The following is an 18941-nucleotide window of genomic DNA, read 5'->3' as shown; positions in this document are numbered from 1 at the left end:
ACACGGCCGATCTCCCAAGCGAGCCGCATCCACGGGCGCCACTATAGCCGTCGTTTTCCGCGAAGGTCCAGCCAGACGAAGGTTCGAGAGCCGGCGTCCGTCAACGAGTTTGATCGGTGGATCACGCCGCCGATATCGACAGAGCGCCCGAATGTGCTACGCGAAAGGATCAAATTGCCGCGACTCAACCTCACAACAGCCGGTTGCCGCCATGCTTCGTGCCTTTTCGCTCCAGAGCCTGTTCATGGGCCTGCTGATCGCCTTCGTCGGCTTCGCCAGTTCCTTTGCCGTCGTGCTGCACGGGCTCATCGGCGTCGGCGCCAGCGAAGCGCAGGCAGCCTCCGGGCTGATGGCGCTGTCGATCTCCATGGGCCTTTGCGCCATCGTCATCAGCGCCGTGACGCGGCTGCCGGTCAGCATTGCTTGGTCGACGCCGGGCGCCGCCTTGCTTGCGAGCGCCGGCATCGTCGAAGGTGGCTTTAATGCCGCTGTCGGCGCCTTTCTCGTCTGCGGCCTGCTCGTCGTCGTCGCCGGCCTCTGGAAACCGCTCGGCCGCCTGGTCTCCTCCATCCCGGCGCCGCTCGCCAATGCGATGCTGGCCGGCGTGCTGCTCAGCCTCTGCTTTGCCCCTGTCAAGGCGATCGCCTTCAATCCGCTTTTCGGCCTGCCGATTCTCATCGCCTGGGCACTCGTCGGCAGCATCAACAAGCTCTATGCAGTGCCCGCCGCGCTGATCGCCTTCATGCTGGTCATCACCTTCGGCGTCGAAATCCCGGCCGGCGCCTTTTCCGCCCTCTCCTCGGCGCTGGTACCGACCGTGGAATTCGTGATGCCGCAGTTCAACGTCGCGGCCATGATCAGCATCGCCCTGCCGCTCTTCATCGTCACCATGGCCTCGCAGAACATTCCCGGCATCGCCGTGCTGAAGGTCAACGACTATCACCCGGAGCCGGGACCGCTGTTTGCGACGACCGGCGTCTTTTCGATGTTGAGCGCCCCCTTCGGCGGCCATGCGGTCAATCTGGCTGCAATCACGGCCGCCATGTGCGCCGGCGGCGATTCCCATCCGGATCGCAACCGGCGCTACTGGTCGGCGATCAATGCCGGCGCCTTCTACATTCTCTTCGGCCTGCTTGCCGGCGTCGTCACCACCTTCGTCAGCCTTGCGCCGTCGATTCTGATCGAGGCTGTGGCGGGCCTTGCCCTCGTCGGTGCCTTCGCCGGCTCCGCCATGGCCGCCTTTACGGACCCGAAGACCCGTGAGGCGGCCGCAATCACCTTCCTGGTGACCGCGTCCGGCGTCAGCTTCGGCGGTGTTTCTGGCGCCTTCTGGGGGCTGATTGCCGGCGGTGCCATGCTGGCGCTCGCACGTTTCACCGGTAAAAAGAGCTGAAACCGCGGCAAAGCTTGCATTTGCGGGGGATCTCGTCTATGGAGCGCCCGTCCGCGTAGACACCCTTGGAGGCAACGCGGATGAAGTCCTTGCGGCTTCAGTTCTTCCGCATGGCGGTCGAACTCTCCAGCATTAGACACAGAAAGGTCTATCCATGAGCCACGCATCCTACGAGCTCAAGGCCGAGACGCGCGAACGGGTTGGTAAGGGGTCCTCCCGTGAACTTCGTCGCAACGGTCTTATCCCGGCTGTCATCTACGGTGACAAGCAGGCCCCCCTTTCCATCGCGCTCTCCACCAAGGAAGTGACGATGAAGATCCACGCCGGCGGTTTCATGACCACCGTCGCAACCATCGACGTCAACGGCGAAAAGATCCGCGTCCTGCCGAAGGACTACCAGCTGGATCCGGTCCGTGACTTCACGATGCATGTCGACTTCCTGCGCGTCTCCAAGGACAGCCAGGTTACCGTTGCAGTTCCGGTTCACTTCGAAAACGAAGAGAAGTCCCCGGGCCTCAAGGCTGGCGGCGTTCTCAACATCGTTCGTCACGACGTCGAACTCAACGTTTCGGCTAACGACATTCCGGAATTCCTGACCGTTGACCTCTCCGGTCTCAAGGTCGGCGACGCCATCCACATCTCCAACATCAAGCTGCCGAAGGGCGCGACCCCGGTTATCACCGATCGCGACTTCACCATTGCAACGATCGTTGCACCGGCCGGTGGCGTGAAGGAAGAAGCCGAAGGCGAAGCAGAAGCCTGATTGGCCTCTGGGCGACCGGCGAAAGCCGGTCCCGCCGCACTTCATCGAAAGCCCGTCCCATTCGTTTGGGGCGGGCTTTTTGCATTGGCGGCTGCCCGCCGGCACTCGGCCGCATCGATGCCGCGCCCCACGAATTATCATGAAGCGATTTCAGCAACATTTAAGATTTTGATGATGTTCTTCTGACGGGGAAAATGGGCTTGTCTGAAGAGAATTCTGATATGAGATGGGTGGCAGCTGCTTCTGAGGCGTGCATGCGATGATGCACTCCGTGGAGAACCGGTTTATTGCGATTGTCTGCGGCGCGATGCTCGTCTTCATTGCCCCGCTGCTTGCACTCTTTCTCAGCATCTCCAGCGATCGCATTGCACGCGAGCGCCTGCACAACATCGAACTGTTGATGGCCGCGAGCGCCGAGGCGCTCGGCAAGCCCATCTGGGACTTTGACAGTGACGCCATCAAGCACATCGCCCGTTCGCTGATAAACGGCACCGACATCCTCTCCGTCACCATCCGCGACCAGTCCGGATCGATCCTCGCGCAGATGCCGCTGGGCGGCGTGTTGCCGAGCACCAAGGACCGGGTCCTCATCCTGCCCATTTCCTATCAGTCGGTCGATGGCATGAAAGAGGTCGGACGCATCGAAGTCAGGGTCCCGACGCCGGGTCTGCTGTCGCAATTCAGCAAGGACGAACTGGCGATTCTCGCCATCCTGCTTTTTGCGGTCGCGATCGTCTTTGCCGCTGCGCTCGTCGGCAATCGCTTTACGGTGATGCGCCCGCTGATGCGCCTGACCGCCGCGATCGAGGCTACGCGCCGGCTCGGGTCTCGCCACCGCGTCGACTGGACCTCCGACGATGAAATGGGCGCACTCGCCGCCAACTTCAACGAGATGCAGGACCGCCTCGAGCGCGAAGAGACCGAGCTGAAGAACGCCCATGAGCGCGTCACCGACATCTACAACCTGACGCCGGCGATGCTGTTTTCGCTGGATGTCGACGGGCGCCTGCTCGCCGTCAGCGACTATTGGCTGCTGGCGACCGGCTACAGCCGCGACGACGTCGTCGGGCGCGACTTCATCGATTTCTTCGATCCGCACTGGCACGAAACCTATCGCAGCCACGCCAAGACGATCGCCGTTGCCGATCACGCCATCCGCGAAGTGACCGTTCCCTTCCGCAAGGCGGATGGCGAAGCGATGACCGTGCTGATCCAGGAGACGAAGGCGACCGGCGAGAGCAGCCTGTCGCTCTCGGTCATGACCGACGTGACCGCGCTGAAGCAGGCGGAAAGCCGCAACCACACCCAGGCGATCACCGATCACCTGACCGGCCTGTTGAACCGCCAGGGTTTCGAGGCCGCGCTCGACGAGGCGATCACCGAGGCCGATCAATGCGGCATGCAGCTCGGCTGCCTGTTCATCGACCTCGACCGCTTCAAGTGGATCAACGACAATTTCGGCCATGCCGCCGGCGACGAAGTGCTGCGCCAGACGGTCGAGCTCATACAGGCCGCCCTGCCGCCCGGCGACATCATGGCCCGGCTCGGTGGCGACGAATTCGCCATCCTGCTTTCCGATCCGAACGCCGGGAACCTTGCGGCCGAGATCGGCGAGCGCATCGTCACGGCGCTGCACGAACCGATGGCGATCGCCGGCAACGAGCTTTTCGTCAGCGCCAGCGTCGGCATCGCCGTCTACCCGACTCATGCCGAAAACGCCTCCGACCTGCTGCTGAAGGCGGACATGGCGATGTATGCGCGCAAGCACGACGGCAAGAATGGCCTGCAGGTGTTCGACGCCGGCATGCTCGACGCCTCGCGCGAGCGCCACGAGATCGAGCAGTGCATCGAAGCCGGCCTGAAGGACGATCACTTCGAAGCCTGGCTGCAACCGATCGTCAGCCTCGCCGATGGGCAGATCGCCGGCTTCGAGGCGCTGATGCGCCTCAACCACCCGGAAAAGGGCCTGATGGCGCCCGGCAAGATCATCGGCATCGCCGAAGAAACCGGCATGATCGCCCGCATCGGCGACCAGATCCTTGAAAAGGCAATCCGCCATCTGGCAGCGATCTCCGAGCTCGACGGCACCCAGAACACCTATCTCGCTGTCAACTTCTCACCGCTGCAGTTCGAACTGACGCTGCCGCACAAGCTCGCGGCCCTGCTTCTGAAGCATCATATCTCGCCGAGCCGGATCGTCGTCGAGATCACCGAAGCGGTGCTGATGCTCGACAATCCGGAAGTTCACTCGGTGCTGAAGCAGCTCAACGAATTCGGCTGCCGCATCGCGCTCGACGATTTCGGCACCGGCTATTCGTCGCTGAGCTATCTCAACCGTTTCCCGGTCGATATCGTCAAGGTCGACCAGTCCTTCACCCGGTCGCTGAGCTCCGGCACCGCCGATATCCGCCGCAAGAGCCGCATGCTGATCAAGGGCATCCGCACGATCTCGCACCAGATGGGCTGCACCGTCGTTGCCGAGGGCATCGAGACGAAGGAACAGTGGCAGCTGCTGCGCAAGCTCGGCGTCGATTGCGGCCAGGGCTATCTCTTCAGCCGGCCGATGCCGGTCGACCGGATGCTGGCCATGCTCGAAAGCGACTCCGAGGCAAAAGCGGCTTCCGCACCCAGCATGCGGGCATGAGTTCACCCACCTGGTTCCCTGGGGCGCGGGAGAGCTTTAGGGCCTAAGGTCGGGCACAGGCCGGGGATAGAAAAGATCCGTCGCAAGGCGGACGCAGAAGAGGAGGAAAGGATGTGAAGGCGCTGATCGCAGCATTATTCCTTGGTCTTGCAACGACGGCCGAGGCTCAGACGATCAAGTTCGTCACCGAGGAGTATCCGCCTTACAACTTTTCGACCGGGGCCGGCCCGAGCGGTGCGGCCGTCGACCAGGTCAAGCTCATCATGGAGCGCCTGAAGCTGCCCTATACGATCGAGGTTCTACCCTGGGCGCGGGCTTTCATGCTGGCCGAGACCGATCCCGCCTATTGTGTTTTCACCACCGGCCACGACGCCGAGCGCGACCGAAACTTCCAGTGGGTCGAGCCGCTGCTGATCGACCACATGGTCATGGTCCGGCAGGCCGGATCCGCCATCGCGCCGGCATCGCTGGAGGACGCGCACCAATATACCGTGGGCACGCAGCGCGAGGATTTTTCGGCGTCCTATCTCAAGGAGCACCGCTTCCCCAAGATCGACTATGCGGCCAATCTCGACTCCAGCCTGAAAAAGCTGCTCGCCGGCCGGGTCGATCTTTTGATGACGTCCGAAAAGACCTTCGAAAGCATGCGCAGCGAAGGCAAACCGGTGGAGGCCGCGCTGGTGCTGGAAGGCAAGCTTTACGGCATCGCCTGCCATCGCGACTTTCCCCGCGATATCGTCGCCGCCATGCAATACGAACTCGACCGGCTGATCGGCAACGGCACCCAGGATGTGATCTTCAAGCAATATGGGCTCAAGCCCAATGCCAGCCTGCAGGCGGAGAAATAGGCGTTGACTTCCGGGGGGTGCGGTGTTTTTGGATGGCATCACCCCGAAATCATGAATGCGCAGCACCATGTTGATCATCGTAGGGCTTGGCAATCCAGGTTCGAAATACGCCGCCAACCGGCACAATATCGGCTTTATGGCGGTTGATGTCATTCACCGCCGGCACAGCTTTTCCTCCTGGTCGAAGAAGTTCAAGGCCGAGATCGCCGAGGGCGACATCGGCGGCGAGCGCGTTCTGTTGATGAAACCGCAGACCTACATGAACCTGTCCGGCGAAGCGGTCGGCGAGGCCATGCGCTTCTACAAGCTGCAGCCGAAGGACATCACCGTCATCTATGATGAACTCGACCTGCCGTCTGCCAAGGCGCGCATCAAGGTCGGCGGCGGCCATGGTGGGCATAACGGCATCAAGTCGATCGACGCCCATTGCGGCAAGGACTATCGCCGCATGCGGCTTGGCATCGGCCATCCCGGCGTCAAGGATCTGGTGCATGCCCATGTGCTCGGCGATTTCGCCAAAGCCGACCAGGCCTGGCTGGTGCCCCTGCTCGACGCCATCGCCGACAATGCCGACATGCTGGTGCGCGGCGAGGATTCCCAGCTTCTGAACAAGATCGCGCTCGCGACCGGCGGCAAGCCGGAGGCGGAAAAGGCTGAAGGCCCGAAGAAGCAGGGCGCGCAATCACATATCCGCCAGGCGCGCAATTCCGCCCAGCCGAAGAAGCTTCCGGCAACCGGCCCAATGGCCGACATGCTGAAGAAGATGTTCGGCTCGAAGAACGACTAGCTTCCCCAATCCGGAACGCGCCCTAGCTTGTGCAATCGAAACGGGTCAGATCGACCCGATGGCACAAGCCTGGAGCACGCCCGTGACCGACCCGGTGATTGACTGGCTTCTCGCATCGGATCCCGCAATTCGCTGGCAGGTGATGCGCGACCTGCTGGACGCCCCAGAGTCTCTATGGAAAGCCGAACGGGCCAAGGTGGAGACCGAAGGCTGGGGCGCCAGGCTTCTCTCGCATCAGGATGACGATGGGCAATGGGCGGCAGGCGCCTTCATTCCCGCCGGTTTCGACGCGCACGAGTGGACCGAGCACGGCCAGCCCTGGACGGCAACGTGCTTTTCGCTGTCGCAGCTGCGGGAGTTCGGTCTCGACCCTTCGTCCGATCGGGCCCGACGAACCGTCGACCTGATCGGCGCCAATTCGCGCTGGGACGAAGGCGGCCAGCCCTATTGGCAAGGCGAAGTCGAGGAGTGCATCAACGGCCGCACCGTTGCCGACGGCGCCTATTTCGGCGTCGACGTTTCGCGGATCGTCGACAGGCTCGTCGGCGAGGCCCAGGCCGATGGCGGCTGGAACTGCGAACGGGCAAACGGTTCGCTCCGGTCCTCCTTTGCCACCACCATCAACGTGCTCGAAGGCTTGCTTGCGTTCGAAAGGGCGACCGGTGGCACGCCACAGTCCAAGGTGGCGCGCCGGGCCGGCGAGGACTATCTGCTCAAGCGCCATCTCTTCCGCCGCCTGAGCACGGGCGAAGCCGCCGACAAGCGCTTCCTGTGCCTCTGCCACCCGAGCCGCTGGCGATACGACATCCTGCGGGCGCTCGATTACTTTCGCGCCGCGACGCTCCTTTGCGGTGCGGCACCTGATCCACGGCTCAGCGAAGCGATCGGCCATCTGCGTTCGAGGCGGCTCGAAAACGGCGCATGGCCGCTCGACTGGCGCCCCGCCGGACGCGTGTGGTTCGACGTCGATGACGGGGTCGACGCCCCTTCGCGATGGGTGACGCTCAAGGCGATGCGCGTGCTCAAATGGTGGGACGCCCACTTGCCGTGAAGGCGGCGCGGCTGAGCACAGTCCGTATCCATCCATCACCCGGGCCTATGGGCCGCCAGAAAGATCCGCACCGCCTCCGACGCATGGGCTCGGAGAACCTCCGGCGTCGGAATGGCGCTATCTCCGAGCAGCATGGCGTCATTTACCGGCCCGCCCATGACCAGCCAGTTGAAGAACCCGCCGGCGACCTCGGCGTCCTTCACCCGAATGTCGCCCTTCTCGCCATAGCGCCTGAAGGCGACCGCCAGCCGCCGGATCGAGCGCATCGGCCCGCGCTCGTGCAGCGCTTCGCCAAGCTGCGGAAACCGCTCCACCTCGGCGATGACGAGACGGCGAACCTGCATCAGCCGCGGCGTCATCACGATCGTCAGCAACTGCGTGGCATAGTCGAGCAGGAAGTCCTCGATCCGCTCGTCGCCATCGGGATCGGCCACCTGCTCCTGGAATTCGTCGCCTGCTCCCCCCGTCATGCTGCGCACGACTTCGAGAAACAGCGCCTCCTTGTTCTGGAAATGGGAATAAACCGTCTGCTTCGAGACCTCCGCCGTCGCGGCGATCTCGTCCATGTTGGTGCCGAGAAAGCCGTGCTTGAGAAAGAGATCACTGGCTGCAGCCACGATCAGTTTGCGGGTGCGCTCCATGCGCGTCTTTGCGCCATTGCTCAAACCTGCCCCCCCCTGCCGTATCTCACCAAATCACTTGGCTTACAGAATAGGCCAGTCGGATTGACAAATCAAACTGGACGGTCCAGTCTAGTTCGCGAAGTCGGATCAGGAGATGGCCATGGCCAAACCACAGGAAAGACATCGCATTGCCACCTGCCGCTGCGGGTTAGTTGCCTTTGAAGCCGCCGGCGAGCCGATCGTCGGCGCCGCCTGCTACTGCACCAGTTGCCGCACCGCCGGCGAGCGTTTCGAGGCCTTGCCGGAGGCGTCGCCGGTCATGGAAGCCGACGGCTCGACGCGGTTTGCGCTCTACCGCAAGGACCGGATCCGCTGCGTCAGGGGCAGCGACCTTCTGCGCGAACACCGGCTGACGCCGGAAGCGCCGACGCGCCGGGTCATCGCCAGCTGCTGCAACTCGGCCATGTTCCTGGAATTCAAGGGCGGTCACTGGCTGAGCGTCTACAATCAGCGTTTTGCCCGGGACGAACAGCCGCCGCTCGAAATGCGCACGATGACGAAGGATCGCAAGGCCGGCGTCGAGTTTGCCGACACGCTGCCGAGCTACAAGACACATTCGGGCCGCTTCATGTGGCGGCTTTTGACCGCCTGGGCGGCGATGGGATTCAAGGCGCCGAAGATCGACTATGTGAAAGGCGAGGCCAATGGCATCCCAGGCTGAGAAGATCGAGATCGAAAACATCGTCTCGCCCGGCCACAAGTACCGCGTCGACCGGATGAAATACGAGGCGATGCGTGAAGCCCTGCTCGCGGTGCTGCCGCCCTCAGCACCGGGCCTGACCGTGGCGGACGCGAAGGAGCAGCTCCTGCCCTTGCTGCCGCAGGACCTTTTCCCCGGCGGAGCGAAGGCGGGCTGGTGGCTAAAGGCTGTACAGCTCGATCTCGAAGCCAAGGGCACGATCGAGCGCGAAGCGAGCAAGCCGCTTCGCCTGCACAGGAAGCCATGAGGCAGGCCGATGGCCGCCGGGCATTTCCCCGGCCGCCGCCAACTATTCATGAGGCCTGCTAGTCCTCTGGTTCGGTGGTGAAAAGCAGCGGGAAACCCGCTTCCTTGGCGAGATCGGTTGCTTCCTTGGCCTTGGTTTCGGCGATGTCGCGGGCGCAGACGACCACCACGCAGCTCCCCATCTTGTGGGCCGTCATCATCACCCGGTAGCCCGCCTCCTCGCTCATATGGAACACGGCCTTGAGCACGCCGACGACGAACTCGCGCGGCGTGTAATCGTCATTGAGCAGCATGACCCTGTAAAGCTTCGGCCGATCGAGCTTCGGCTTCACCCTCACTTTGACTTTTCTGGCAACCTCGTTGTCACTCATCGGAACCACCCCGTTGATGACAGATTGGCCGGCACCACCGCGGGGCAGAACCGCCTCGGCGCACCGTCAGACGCACCGGCGCCGAAGGCGCACTATCCTACGGGCGCAGGTGCCGATCAAGCAAAAGCAAGCGCACGGACGCAGGCGGAGATCAGCGCCTCCCCCAATGGCCGACGAACATCGCTGCTGCTTCGTCATAGGAGCGGGCTTTTTCCAGCGCCGCCCTTGCCTCTTGCTTGCGCGCCAGCAGCGCATGGAAGAAGCAATGCACGAAAAGCGGCGCGTCCGCCCCCTCCGGCGAGCCGTCAGGCGCAACGTAGAGGGCCGCCCCTCCCTTTTTGACAAAGGCATCGCCATAGCGCTTGCCACCGGTCTCGCAGCAGGTGCTGAGCACGATCTTGCCGTCAAGCCTGGCATGTTCGGCGATAACGGCGGGCGGCAGGCTGCCCTCGATGAGCATCGAGGTGTCGATTTCCTCGATGTATTCGCCAAAGACGAAGCCGTTCTCGTCGCCGTGGCCGGAAATGATCAGGTGCTGGTGAACGAGCTCGCCGCCAGCGAGCAAGGTCAGGAAATCGCCTGGTGTCCCCGGCAGATGCAGCGTGACGACGGCGCCCATGCTTTCGAGCGTCGCGCGGATCAACAGCGCCTCGAGTGTGTCGCCAATATCGACGACGGCAACCGGCACGCGCGGAAACAAGAACTTCTGGTCGATCAATGCGGGGCTCCTCAATTTCTTGGCCGCCGAACAGGGCCGGCGGAAATCCGAGCGCATATGCGGCCCGAAGAGCACGCGTTCAACGGCCTCGACCCCTTATTTACCGTGAACAGGGCCTGCGCCCTTGACCGGGGAGCGCCCTTCCCGCATAGCCACGCCAACGGAATTTTAAGATACGGACGAGACCCCATGGGCTTCAAATGCGGTATTGTCGGACTGCCGAACGTCGGCAAGTCCACGCTCTTCAACGCACTCACCAAGACGGCAGCGGCGCAAGCGGCCAACTATCCCTTCTGCACCATCGAGCCGAACACCGGCGAAGTGGCGGTGCCGGATCCGCGCATGCGCAAGCTGGCCGACATCGCGAAGTCGAAGGAAATCATCCCGACGCGCATCTCCTTCGTCGACATCGCCGGCCTGGTGCGCGGCGCATCGAAGGGCGAAGGCCTCGGCAACCAGTTCCTCGCCAACATCCGCGAAGTGGACGCCGTGGTTCACGTGCTGCGCTGCTTCGAGGATGACGACATCACCCACGTCGAAGGCCGCATCAATCCGGTCGCCGATGCCGAGACGATCGAGACCGAGCTGATGCTCGCCGACCTCGACAGCCTCGAGCGCCGCACCGAGCAGACCCGCAAGCGCGCCGGCGGCAAGGACAAGGATTCGATGGCACAGCTTCCGATCATGGAAGCCTCGCTGAAGCTTCTGCAGGACGGCAAGCCGGTCCGCACGCTGCTTTCGACGCTCGATGCCGAAGAACTGCGCATCCTGCAGGGTCTCAACCTCCTGACCGCCCATCCGGTTCTCTATGTCTGCAACGTCGCGGAAAGCGATGCCGTCGACGGCAACGAACACACACGCGCGGTGGCCGAAATGGCCAAGGCGCAAGGGGCGGAAAGCGTCGTGATCTCCGCTGCCATCGAGTCGGAAGTGGCGCAACTGCCGGAGGAAGAAGCCAAGGAGTTCCTGAGCGCGCTCGGTCTCGAAGAAGCCGGTCTCGACCGACTGATCCGTGCCGGCTACAAGCTGCTCGACCTCATCACCTATTTCACCGTCGGCCCCAAGGAAACGCGCGCCTGGACAATCCAGCGCGGCACCAAGGCTCCGCAGGCCGCCGGCGTCATCCACACGGACTTCGAGCGCGGCTTCATCCGCGCCAACACCATTGCCTTTGAAGACTACATCGCACTTGGCGGCGAAGTGGGCGCCAAGGAAGCCGGCAAGGCCCGCGACGAAGGCAAGGAATACGTCGTCCAGGACGGCGACGTCATCCACTTCCGCTTCAACACGTAAGACCTGTCGGTCTGATCCCGCACTCAAGGCGCGGGATCGGAGCACATCAGAACTTGATACTACGGCGCGGCATGCAACCGCGCCGTTATCGTTTCCGGCAAGAGGTCGATGACCATGCGGCGCAGCCGCTGCCAGAAAATGCCGATGAACAAGACCGTTACCCCGACGACCGCCAAGGCTATGAAGACGTAACTGTCGAGCGATGCATTGGTCTTGCTCAGCACGGTCCAGATCGCGCCGCCCAGCGACAACAGCCCCGATGTGACGAAGGCGCGGCGGTCGATGACGAGCCCGACCAGCATGAACACGGCGACGATCACAATGGCGGAAGCGGCCTGATTGAAGCTCGCCTGTCCGTCCCACCACGTTGCACCGCCATTGACCAGGAACACCAGTCCCATCAGCGAGTAAAGCAGAGCCGGCGCGGCTGCGAGATGCAGCCAGAAGGCGATGTCCGAACGGGTGGTGAGCCGCTGCGGGTCCGAAACGTCGTAGCGCATGGCGATCGCGAAGACAGCCAGTGCCCCGACGAGCAGGGTCAATGGAAGCAGCAGGACGTAATCGGGGTTGGCCACGTCGATACCGAGGACCCTCTCGAATGCGAGCAGGACCGCCACCACGCAGGTGAGCGCGATCGACAGCACCAGACCGGCCAGCGCAAGCGGAACGCGATAGCGCCAGTAGAACAGCGCCAGCGGGATCGGGAAGGTAGCAACGTAGACCAGGGTGAAGGTAAGCGGGTGCCAGGTGTCCTCATGATCGTCCACCAGCCACATCGACGTCATTGCGACCCAATGGACGAGCGCGAGCGTCAGCACCACCGAAGGCAGCGCCAGACGCTGGCGCCGCACGAGAATTTCCGCAAGCACGAGAATGACCGGCAGCGTTGCAAGCGGACCGGTCAGGCCCCACAGGCCGATGAGCACGACCACGATGCCGATGGTGATCAGGATGTCGTGAAAGCCTCTGATGAAGCGCGGCTGTTCGCTGTCTTCCGCCGCCCGCGCATCGAGCGCGGCGTCGGCCCTGTCGGCCGCGGCATCCGATGCCGCCGGTCCGAAACGGAAGCCGCGATCAGCCAGATAGACTTCGAGATCGCGCACCTGATGCGCGGATATGATGCCTTTTTCGGCTGCGCCCGCGAGCGCTCTGTTCAGTTCGGTCACGCGCTTTCCTCAGTCAAGACACGAGCGGATGGGACGGATTATCAGCTGGTTGCATGGACAAGAGCCAAGCGCAACCGCGAAACGTCGCGAGCGACCCGCGATGTTGCGCATCTCCGCGCAAATCGATTCCGCTTCCGGAAATTATGCAGTAGGTAATGCGGCAACAAATCAGACGGGACAAGGCAAGCATGCTCTACTTCGAGGATTTTTCCGAAGGCCGGCGGTTCGACTACAAGCCGGTCGAGATGAAGCCACCGGAGATGATCGCGTTTGCCAACGAATTCGATCAGCAGCCGATGCACCTCGACGAGGAAGCGGGAAAACGCAGCATTCTTGGTGGTCTCGCCGCCTCCGGCTGGCACACCAGCGCCATCGGCATGCGCATGATGCTCGATGCCTTCATGGGAAATTCCACGTCCCAGGGCTCGCCCGGCATCGATTTCATGGATTGGAGGAAGCCGGTCATTGCCGGCGACGTGCTCTCGGGCTTCAGCCTCGTGCTGGAGGCGCGCCGTTCGAAGTCGAAACCCGATCTCGGCATCGTCAAATTCCGAAACGAAATCAATAACCAGGCCGGTGAACCCGTGGCGGTTTCCGAATGCTCGGTTCTCTTTCGCTGCCGCGACAAGGGCAAAGCCTGATGATGACGATGGAAGAATTCTACGCGGCCAAGAGCCGGACCGTGATCGGCAGCCTGACCTTTACGGCCGAGGACATCATCCGGTTTGCCACCGACTTCGACCCCCAACCCTTCCATCTCGATGCGGAAGCGGCGCGGCATTCGCTGTTTGGCGGCCTTTGTGCCTCGGGCTGGCATACCTGCGCCGGGTGGATGCAGTGCTTCGTCAAGTTCTGGCGAAACGAGCAACGCCGGCTTGCCGCGGAAGGCCTGAAGGCGCCGAACCTCGGCCCCTCGCCCGGATTTCGTGACCTGAAATGGCTGAAGCCCGTCTATGCCGACGACACGGTCACCTACTTCGTCACGTTTCTTGAAAGCCGGTCGCTTGCTTCAAAGCCCGGCTGGCGGGTCAACACGATCCTGTGCGAAGGCGAAAACCAGCACGGCGAAGCGGTGATCCGTTTCGAGAGCAAGGTCATCGAGTTCGTCTGACCGGACGAAACCGGCCAACCACCATCATTTCTTAAAATCGCCTTTCGCCGGGTGTACACTCTCGGGCTACAGGTTGCGCGCCCTTGGCCGCGCTCAAGCGGCTTGCGGGCAGCGACCATTGCTAGCGGAGGAGCGGCTATGGAAAAAACCCACGTCCGCGAACTGGCGGACGAATATCTGCGTCTTGGCGGTCACCGTCGCGTCGTCATCGATGATAACGAAACATCGGTCAGAAGCTGGGAAGACGAGCCGCCGGAAGCCGAAAAATTCTGGCTCACCGAAGTGGAGACATTGTCGCCGGCAGCCCAGCGCGAAGTGCAATTGATGCTGCGGACGATCAACCGCATGTAGGCCTAAGGAAGGGCGCGGTTCTCCGCACCCATCCCGCAACGACCGATCAGTGGCCCTCGAACTCGATCAGCGTGCGGACATTGACGCCGAGCGCTTCGAGTTTCTTGCGGCCGCCGAGTTCAGGCAGGTCGATGACGAAACAGGCGGCGACGATCTCGGCGCCCATCTGCTTCAAGAGCTTGGTGGCCGCTTCCGCCGTGCCGCCGGTCGCGATCAGGTCGTCGACCAGGATCACCTTTTCGCCTGGCTGGATCGCATCCTTGTGCATCTCCATCTCGTCGACGCCGTATTCCAGGCTGTAGGCGATGCGCACGGTGTCGTGCGGCAACTTGCCCTTCTTGCGGATCGGCACGAAGCCCGACGAGAGCTGATGCGCGATCGCGCCACCGAGGATGAAGCCACGCGCCTCGATGCCGGCGATCTTATCGATCTTGGTGCCGGCATAGGGATGCACCAGTTCGTCGATCGCGCGGCGGAAGGCGCGCGGATTGCCGAGCAACGTGGTGATATCGCGAAACATCACGCCCGGCTTCGGATAGTCAGGAATGTTCCGGATGGCGGCAATCAGTTCCGATTGAACGGTGGAGGTCATGGGCAAAAGGGCCTTTGCGTCTCTTGTTACCGCAAACCCATAACACCATCGGCCCGCTTGTCTATAACGGTTTCTTGTCGCGCGTTCGGTGGGAACAATTGGCCGTGCCGGGGGTTGATGCTACTCTGACCGTGCGGTCGCCCGACCGGCGCGCCGCGCTCTCGCATCAAACTTACACAGGGAAGGAAGCAACCATGCGCCTGTTTGAATGCGGTTCCCTCGTCCCGGGTTGCGAATGGCACACCCGAGCCGACAACGATGCCGAAATCGTGCGCCGCGTCGTCGACCACATGCGTGAAACGCATGGCGAGACCGTCATCCGCGAAAACATGATCGACAACATCAAGGCCCGGATCACCGACGAGTCCAAGGCGGCCTAGCCGTCCGGCCAAGGCGGCTTAAGCCGTCCGGCCAAGGCGGCCTGATCAGGACGGCTGCACCATGGCTTCGAGCCGGGCGACGAGGTTTGCCCGGTCGAGATTGAAGTTGCGCTCGATCCAGAGATTTTCGAGTTCGCCGAGGATTTCCCCCACACGCGGGCCGGCCGGCACGCCGGCCTTCAGCACGTCACCGCCATTCAGCGGGAAGCTTGGCCGCTTGAAGGCCTCGGCCCGTGCCAGGAGCCGCCGCAGCGAAGCGGTCTCGGACAAAAACGCCGGGTCGCCTTCCGACTTGCGCCGCGCTGTTGAGAGCGCCAGTCGCAGTCTTACGACGATCCCTTCCACGCCATGACGATAGAGCAACCGATCGAATGCCGTGTCGACGATCGTCGCCGGGACCGCAGGCGCCTTCGCCCAGCGGCTGAAATAGGCAGCCTCCGCCTTCGAGACACGCAGACGCTCTGCCATCGCCTCCAGACGCTCCTCATCCGGCGGCACGATCGCGGAAAGGCGCAGAAGCGGGTCCGGCTTCCAGCCGAAGGCCCGCTCGGCGGCAACGAGTTCCGGGATTGCGTCGATGCCCCATTTCTCGGTTTCCGGCAGGATTTCGGTGAGCACGCCGGCCTGGCGCATCCAGAGCAGCGCGCGGCCGGGATCATCGGCCGAAAGCAATTTCTTCGTTTCCGCCCAGACCCGCTCGGCCGAAAGCGTTGCAAGCTTCGAGCGCGCACGGGCACAGGCACGCAAGCCGTCGGCATCCGGCCGGCCGCGGCCGTAATGGGCGAAGAAGCGGAAGAAGCGCAGGATGCGCAGATAGTCCTCGGCGACACGCTCGCTGGCATCGCCGATGAAGCGCAGCGTCCGCGTTTCGATGTCGGCGAGCCCCCCGACATCGTCGAAGACGTCGCCGCGGTCGTTGGCGTAGAGTGCGTTGATGGTGAAGTCCCGCCGCTCGGCATCGGCCTTCCAGTCGGTGCCGAAGGCCACTTCCGCACGGCGGCCATCGGTCGCAACGTCACGGCGAAGCGTCGTGACCTCATAGGGCGTGCCGTCGATGACGAGCGTCACCGTGCCATGGTCGATGCCGGTCGGCACCACCTTGATGCCGGCCGCCTTCGCCCGCTCGGCGACTTCGTCGGGGCGCCAGGTGGTCGCCATGTCGATATCGCCGGCCGGCAAGCCCATCAAGCTGTTGCGCACTGCGCCACCGACAACCCGGACTTCGCCGCCGTCGACATTGAACACATCGAAAACGCGACGCAGAGAAGGCGTCGAGAACCAGCCTTCGCCAGCAACCGAGGTCATGCATAAAGCCTTTCATAGAGCATGCGCAGAATTCCGGCGGTGATACCCCAGATGTTGCGGCCGCCATAGGGCATCCGGTAGAAATGCCGTTCCTCGCCCTGCCAGTGGCCACTGCCGCGATCGTGATTGCCGGGGTTCATCAGGAACGACAGCGGCACCTCGAAGACGCTTTCGACCTCTTCCGGGTTGGGCACGAGCTCGAAACCCGGCTTGACCACCGCCAGCACCGGGGTGATGCGGAAACCGGACATGGCCATGTAATGCGGAAGCCGGCCAATGGTTTCGACGAAGCGCGGATCGAGCCCGATCTCTTCCTGCGCCTCGCGCAGCGCCGCCACTTCGACCGACCGGTCTTCGGGGTCCACGGCACCGCCCGGAAAGGCGACCTGGCCGGAATGCTTGCGCAGGCTGGTGGTGCGCTGCGTCAAGATAACCGTCGCATCGTCGCCATCATCAACAACAGGCACCAGGACCGCGGCATCCTTGAGCTTCAGCGTCTCCAGATAGGGCACGATGCCCGGATTGAGCAGGAAGTCGCCGTGCTCGCGCCAGGAGGTCTCGATCGGCCCACCCATCTGGGTCAGCGCCCGACGACGAAACTCGTCGGCTGAGAAGGGATGCGCATTCATCGGGAAAGCGCTTCCAACTCGGCTGCCGGCATGATCGGGAAGACCGCACCGCCCGAGCGCACGCAGAACATCTCGGTGCCGTCGATCGCAACCGTCTCGCCGAGCTCGACGATGTCATACATGACCGGCCGCGACACCAGGGCTTCCAGCCGCCCTCGCACATGCAGGTAAGGCTTCAGCTCGCGGTTCTCGCCATGTATGACGAAGCGGAGCGGATGCTCCGGCCCGGCTTCGACCACGTCGCCGACATTGGTGCGGAAGGTCAGGACCTGCCCCTCCTCCCCCTCGGTCACGCTCATCTCGACGGCGACAAAGGGCGCATCGACGATGCGGATGCCGACCTTTTCCACAGGCGTGACGAGATAGGTGCGCCCATCCTCGTCCTTGCGCAAAACGGTGGAAAACAGCCGCACCAAGGGCTGCCGGCCAATCGGCGTGCCCAGATAGAACCAGGTTCCGTCGGCGCGGATCTCCATGTCGATGTCACCGCAAAACGGCGGATTCCAGCGGTCCACCGGTGGCAGGCCGCGCGCTTTTTCGCCGGTCTGCCCGGCGGCACGCGCAATCAGGGCCGCCAGTCCGGCCGCATCGCCGGTTTGCTGAATTTCGGCTTCTGCCATTGTTCCGTCCCGTTTGACCTCGATTTTGCATCGAGACCTTTGATATCTCACGAGATAGTGCGTCGGCGCCGACTTGTCAGCCGTCCGGCAGGGTCTAAATTGGATTTTGGCGACTGAAATCCAGGCTACCGCATGATTCCTTGTATCGGGATCGATCCAAGGACAGGCGTCATGCGGCGGCTCAATATTACAGCGAGCCTGGCGCGCTCTATAAGGACGCGCGGCGCTGTAGGAGCGATTCGGTTTAACAACGGGCGACCGGGGAGTATGACCATGAGTGTGATGAAGGGCGCGGCTGACGCGATCGACGAGAAGGCGATTGTCGCTGCGGCCGAAAGTGCGCTGGGCGAAATCGCCCGGGTGCGTGCGGAAGTCGGCAAAGTCATCTTCGGCCAGGAAAGCGTCGTCGAGCAGACCCTGCTCGCGGTCCTCTCCGGCGGTCACGCGCTGCTCGTCGGCGTTCCCGGCCTTGCCAAGACGAAGCTCGTCGCCACGCTCGGCACCGTGCTGGGGCTCGATTCCAGCCGCGTACAGTTCACGCCCGACCTGATGCCCTCGGATATTCTCGGTTCCGAAGTGATGGACCAGGACGGGGCCGGCCATCGCTCGTTCCGCTTTATTCCCGGCCCCATCTTCACGCAGTTGCTGATGGCCGACGAAATCAACCGCGCCTCGCCGCGCACCCAATCGGCACTGTTGCAGGCCATGCAGGAGTACCACATCACGGTTGCCGGCGCCCGCAAGGACCTGCCGGCGCCCTTCCATGTGCTCGCGACCCAAAACCCCCTTGAGCAGGAAGGCACCTATCCCCTGCCCGAGGCGCAGCTCGACCGCTTCCTGATGCAGGTCGACGTCGGCTATCCGGACCTCACGGCCGAGCGGCAGATCCTGCTCGAAACCACAGGTGTCGGCGAAGCGACCGCCCACCCGGTCATCGATGCCGCCCGGCTGCTGCAGATCCAGAGCCTCATCCGCCAGATGCCGGTCGGCGAGAAGGTGGTCGACGCGATCCTTTCGCTGGTGCGCTCCGCCCGTCCGGGCAACGGTAATGCTGCGACCGACAAGAACGTCGCCTGGGGGCCAGGCCCGCGCGCCGGCCAGGCGCTGATGCTCTGCGCCCGTGCCCGCGCGCTCTACGACGGCCGTCTGGCGCCTTCGATCGACGATATCCTGGCGCTGGCCGAACCGGTGCTTCAGCACCGCATGGCGCTGACCTTCGCCGCCCGCGCCGAAGGCATGACCGTGCGCGACGTCGTCGCCGATCTGGTGAAGCAGGCCAGAGGCTGACGC

Annotated in this window: 22 protein-coding genes; 14 read left to right on the top strand and 8 right to left on the bottom strand. The window is 63.2% G+C overall.

Annotated features, from left to right (window positions below):
- Nucleotides 1-211 precede the first annotated feature (211 nt).
- From ASD01_RS09925 to ASD01_RS09900, 6 genes are all read left to right on the top strand, one after another.
- Nucleotides 212-1393 carry a benzoate/H(+) symporter BenE family transporter gene (locus tag ASD01_RS09925; protein ID WP_034788762.1) on the top strand — a complete coding sequence of 394 codons (1182 nt, stop codon included), beginning with the start codon at nucleotides 212-214 and terminating at the stop codon, nucleotides 1391-1393.
- 154 nt (nucleotides 1394-1547) lie between these two features.
- Nucleotides 1548-2156 (top strand): 50S ribosomal protein L25/general stress protein Ctc, encoded by a 609-nt coding sequence (locus tag ASD01_RS09920; RefSeq protein ID WP_034788765.1) that lies wholly within the window; start codon nucleotides 1548-1550, stop codon nucleotides 2154-2156.
- A gap of 259 nt (nucleotides 2157-2415) precedes the next feature.
- Nucleotides 2416-4800, top strand: a complete 2385-nt coding sequence (locus ASD01_RS09915) for a putative bifunctional diguanylate cyclase/phosphodiesterase (RefSeq protein ID WP_034788767.1) — start codon at nucleotides 2416-2418, stop codon at nucleotides 4798-4800.
- Nucleotides 4801-4913: 113 nt separating this feature from the next.
- On the top strand, nucleotides 4914-5648 hold the full coding sequence (locus ASD01_RS09910) for a substrate-binding periplasmic protein (RefSeq protein ID WP_034788770.1): 735 nt from the start codon (nucleotides 4914-4916) through the stop codon (nucleotides 5646-5648).
- Nucleotides 5649-5715: 67 nt separating this feature from the next.
- A complete protein-coding gene (pth, locus tag ASD01_RS09905) occupies nucleotides 5716-6435 on the top strand; it encodes an aminoacyl-tRNA hydrolase (RefSeq protein WP_034789041.1) in 720 nt (239 codons plus the stop codon).
- A 58-nt stretch (nucleotides 6436-6493) separates the two neighbouring features.
- Nucleotides 6494-7486, top strand: a complete 993-nt coding sequence (locus tag ASD01_RS09900; RefSeq protein ID WP_060518718.1) for a hypothetical protein — start codon at nucleotides 6494-6496, stop codon at nucleotides 7484-7486.
- 35 nt (nucleotides 7487-7521) lie between these two features.
- On the opposite strand, the gene ASD01_RS09895 is transcribed toward ASD01_RS09900, so the two are convergent.
- Complete coding sequence (locus ASD01_RS09895) at nucleotides 7522-8151, bottom strand: TetR/AcrR family transcriptional regulator (RefSeq protein WP_034788776.1); 630 nt, start codon at nucleotides 8149-8151, stop codon at nucleotides 7522-7524.
- Nucleotides 8152-8269: 118 nt separating this feature from the next.
- Between ASD01_RS09895 and ASD01_RS09890 the strand changes: the two genes are divergently transcribed.
- Both ASD01_RS09890 and ASD01_RS09885 read left to right on the top strand, forming a co-directional pair.
- Nucleotides 8270-8830: a GFA family protein gene (locus tag ASD01_RS09890; protein ID WP_034788778.1), complete on the top strand. Its 561-nt coding sequence runs from the start codon at nucleotides 8270-8272 to the stop codon at nucleotides 8828-8830.
- Nucleotides 8814-9116, top strand: a complete 303-nt coding sequence (locus tag ASD01_RS09885) for a DUF6958 family protein (RefSeq protein WP_034788781.1) — start codon at nucleotides 8814-8816, stop codon at nucleotides 9114-9116. Before ASD01_RS09890 ends, ASD01_RS09885 begins: the two co-directional genes overlap by 17 nt.
- Before the next feature lie 58 nt (nucleotides 9117-9174).
- On the opposite strand, the gene clpS is transcribed toward ASD01_RS09885, so the two are convergent.
- Both clpS and ASD01_RS09875 read right to left on the bottom strand, forming a co-directional pair.
- Nucleotides 9175-9486 (bottom strand): ATP-dependent Clp protease adapter ClpS, encoded by a 312-nt coding sequence (gene clpS, locus ASD01_RS09880; RefSeq protein WP_034788786.1) that lies wholly within the window; start codon nucleotides 9484-9486, stop codon nucleotides 9175-9177.
- Between the two features lie 151 nt (nucleotides 9487-9637).
- Nucleotides 9638-10204, bottom strand: coding sequence for a hypothetical protein (locus tag ASD01_RS09875; RefSeq protein WP_034788801.1), 567 nt, complete (start codon nucleotides 10202-10204; stop codon nucleotides 9638-9640).
- Between the two features lie 189 nt (nucleotides 10205-10393).
- Here ASD01_RS09875 and ychF point away from each other — a divergent pair, with 189 nt between their 5' ends.
- Nucleotides 10394-11497, top strand: coding sequence for a redox-regulated ATPase YchF (ychF, locus tag ASD01_RS09870; protein WP_034788804.1), 1104 nt, complete (start codon nucleotides 10394-10396; stop codon nucleotides 11495-11497).
- Between the two features lie 59 nt (nucleotides 11498-11556).
- On the opposite strand, the gene ASD01_RS09865 is transcribed toward ychF, so the two are convergent.
- On the bottom strand, nucleotides 11557-12663 hold the full coding sequence (locus tag ASD01_RS09865) for a hypothetical protein (protein WP_034788807.1): 1107 nt from the start codon (nucleotides 12661-12663) through the stop codon (nucleotides 11557-11559).
- 188 nt (nucleotides 12664-12851) lie between these two features.
- On the opposite strand from ASD01_RS09865, the gene ASD01_RS09860 reads away from it, so the two are divergent.
- From ASD01_RS09860 to ASD01_RS09850, 3 genes are all read left to right on the top strand, one after another.
- Entirely contained in the window at nucleotides 12852-13304 is a 453-nt protein-coding gene (locus ASD01_RS09860) for a MaoC family dehydratase (protein WP_034789044.1), read from the top strand.
- The gene (locus ASD01_RS09855) at nucleotides 13304-13774 is read left to right on the top strand and encodes a MaoC family dehydratase (protein ID WP_089045006.1); all 471 of its coding nucleotides are present in this window, start codon (nucleotides 13304-13306) and stop codon (nucleotides 13772-13774) included. The genes ASD01_RS09860 and ASD01_RS09855 overlap by 1 nt, the downstream gene beginning before the upstream one ends.
- Before the next feature lie 138 nt (nucleotides 13775-13912).
- On the top strand, nucleotides 13913-14125 hold the full coding sequence (locus ASD01_RS09850; protein ID WP_034788810.1) for a hypothetical protein: 213 nt from the start codon (nucleotides 13913-13915) through the stop codon (nucleotides 14123-14125).
- A gap of 46 nt (nucleotides 14126-14171) precedes the next feature.
- On the opposite strand, the gene ASD01_RS09845 is transcribed toward ASD01_RS09850, so the two are convergent.
- Nucleotides 14172-14717, bottom strand: coding sequence for an adenine phosphoribosyltransferase (locus ASD01_RS09845; RefSeq protein WP_034788812.1), 546 nt, complete (start codon nucleotides 14715-14717; stop codon nucleotides 14172-14174).
- Nucleotides 14718-14911: 194 nt separating this feature from the next.
- Between ASD01_RS09845 and ASD01_RS09840 the strand changes: the two genes are divergently transcribed.
- Complete coding sequence (locus ASD01_RS09840) at nucleotides 14912-15097, top strand: DUF1059 domain-containing protein (protein WP_034788815.1); 186 nt, start codon at nucleotides 14912-14914, stop codon at nucleotides 15095-15097.
- A 45-nt stretch (nucleotides 15098-15142) separates the two neighbouring features.
- On the opposite strand, the gene ASD01_RS09835 is transcribed toward ASD01_RS09840, so the two are convergent.
- The 3 genes from ASD01_RS09835 to ASD01_RS09825 are packed head-to-tail and all read right to left on the bottom strand — an operon-like array spanning nucleotide 15143 to nucleotide 17651.
- On the bottom strand, nucleotides 15143-16402 hold the full coding sequence (locus ASD01_RS09835; protein WP_034788818.1) for a CCA tRNA nucleotidyltransferase: 1260 nt from the start codon (nucleotides 16400-16402) through the stop codon (nucleotides 15143-15145).
- On the bottom strand, nucleotides 16399-17031 hold the full coding sequence (locus tag ASD01_RS09830; protein ID WP_034788821.1) for a CoA pyrophosphatase: 633 nt from the start codon (nucleotides 17029-17031) through the stop codon (nucleotides 16399-16401). The genes ASD01_RS09835 and ASD01_RS09830 overlap by 4 nt, the downstream gene beginning before the upstream one ends.
- On the bottom strand, nucleotides 17028-17651 hold the full coding sequence (locus ASD01_RS09825) for a DUF1285 domain-containing protein (protein ID WP_034788824.1): 624 nt from the start codon (nucleotides 17649-17651) through the stop codon (nucleotides 17028-17030). The genes ASD01_RS09830 and ASD01_RS09825 overlap by 4 nt, the downstream gene beginning before the upstream one ends.
- A gap of 273 nt (nucleotides 17652-17924) precedes the next feature.
- Here ASD01_RS09825 and ASD01_RS09820 point away from each other — a divergent pair, with 273 nt between their 5' ends.
- Nucleotides 17925-18938: an AAA family ATPase gene (locus ASD01_RS09820; protein ID WP_034789050.1), complete on the top strand. Its 1014-nt coding sequence runs from the start codon at nucleotides 17925-17927 to the stop codon at nucleotides 18936-18938.
- Nucleotides 18939-18941 lie beyond the last annotated feature (3 nt).

Origin of the sequence: Ensifer sp. Root423 (genome assembly GCF_001426275.1) — a bacterium.
GTDB classification, from domain to species: domain Bacteria; phylum Pseudomonadota; class Alphaproteobacteria; order Rhizobiales; family Rhizobiaceae; genus Ensifer; species Ensifer adhaerens.
This window is presented reverse-complemented; position numbering and strand designations above follow the sequence as displayed.

What these genes read in the sequence shown, in the direction of transcription:
- ASD01_RS09840 (WP_034788815.1), top strand. Translation starts at nt 14,912, where the DNA reads ATGCGCCTGTTTGAATGCGGTTCCCTCGTCCCGGGTTGCGAATGGCAC.
- ASD01_RS09890 (WP_034788778.1), top strand. Translation starts at nt 8,270, where the DNA reads ATGGCCAAACCACAGGAAAGACATCGCATTGCCACCTGCCGCTGCGGG.
- clpS (WP_034788786.1), bottom strand. Translation starts at nt 9,486, where the DNA reads ATGAGTGACAACGAGGTTGCCAGAAAAGTCAAAGTGAGGGTGAAGCCG.
- ASD01_RS09900 (WP_060518718.1), top strand. Translation starts at nt 6,494, where the DNA reads ATGGCACAAGCCTGGAGCACGCCCGTGACCGACCCGGTGATTGACTGG.
- pth (WP_034789041.1), top strand. Translation starts at nt 5,716, where the DNA reads ATGTTGATCATCGTAGGGCTTGGCAATCCAGGTTCGAAATACGCCGCC.
- ASD01_RS09885 (WP_034788781.1), top strand. Translation starts at nt 8,814, where the DNA reads ATGGCATCCCAGGCTGAGAAGATCGAGATCGAAAACATCGTCTCGCCC.
- ASD01_RS09860 (WP_034789044.1), top strand. Translation starts at nt 12,852, where the DNA reads ATGCTCTACTTCGAGGATTTTTCCGAAGGCCGGCGGTTCGACTACAAG.
- ASD01_RS09845 (WP_034788812.1), bottom strand. Translation starts at nt 14,717, where the DNA reads ATGACCTCCACCGTTCAATCGGAACTGATTGCCGCCATCCGGAACATT.
- ASD01_RS09820 (WP_034789050.1), top strand. Translation starts at nt 17,925, where the DNA reads ATGAGTGTGATGAAGGGCGCGGCTGACGCGATCGACGAGAAGGCGATT.
- ychF (WP_034788804.1), top strand. Translation starts at nt 10,394, where the DNA reads ATGGGCTTCAAATGCGGTATTGTCGGACTGCCGAACGTCGGCAAGTCC.
- ASD01_RS09835 (WP_034788818.1), bottom strand. Translation starts at nt 16,402, where the DNA reads ATGACCTCGGTTGCTGGCGAAGGCTGGTTCTCGACGCCTTCTCTGCGT.
- ASD01_RS09825 (WP_034788824.1), bottom strand. Translation starts at nt 17,651, where the DNA reads ATGGCAGAAGCCGAAATTCAGCAAACCGGCGATGCGGCCGGACTGGCG.
- ASD01_RS09925 (WP_034788762.1), top strand. Translation starts at nt 212, where the DNA reads ATGCTTCGTGCCTTTTCGCTCCAGAGCCTGTTCATGGGCCTGCTGATC.
- ASD01_RS09830 (WP_034788821.1), bottom strand. Translation starts at nt 17,031, where the DNA reads ATGAATGCGCATCCCTTCTCAGCCGACGAGTTTCGTCGTCGGGCGCTG.
- ASD01_RS09850 (WP_034788810.1), top strand. Translation starts at nt 13,913, where the DNA reads ATGGAAAAAACCCACGTCCGCGAACTGGCGGACGAATATCTGCGTCTT.
- ASD01_RS09855 (WP_089045006.1), top strand. Translation starts at nt 13,304, where the DNA reads ATGATGACGATGGAAGAATTCTACGCGGCCAAGAGCCGGACCGTGATC.
- ASD01_RS09915 (WP_034788767.1), top strand. Translation starts at nt 2,416, where the DNA reads ATGATGCACTCCGTGGAGAACCGGTTTATTGCGATTGTCTGCGGCGCG.
- ASD01_RS09920 (WP_034788765.1), top strand. Translation starts at nt 1,548, where the DNA reads ATGAGCCACGCATCCTACGAGCTCAAGGCCGAGACGCGCGAACGGGTT.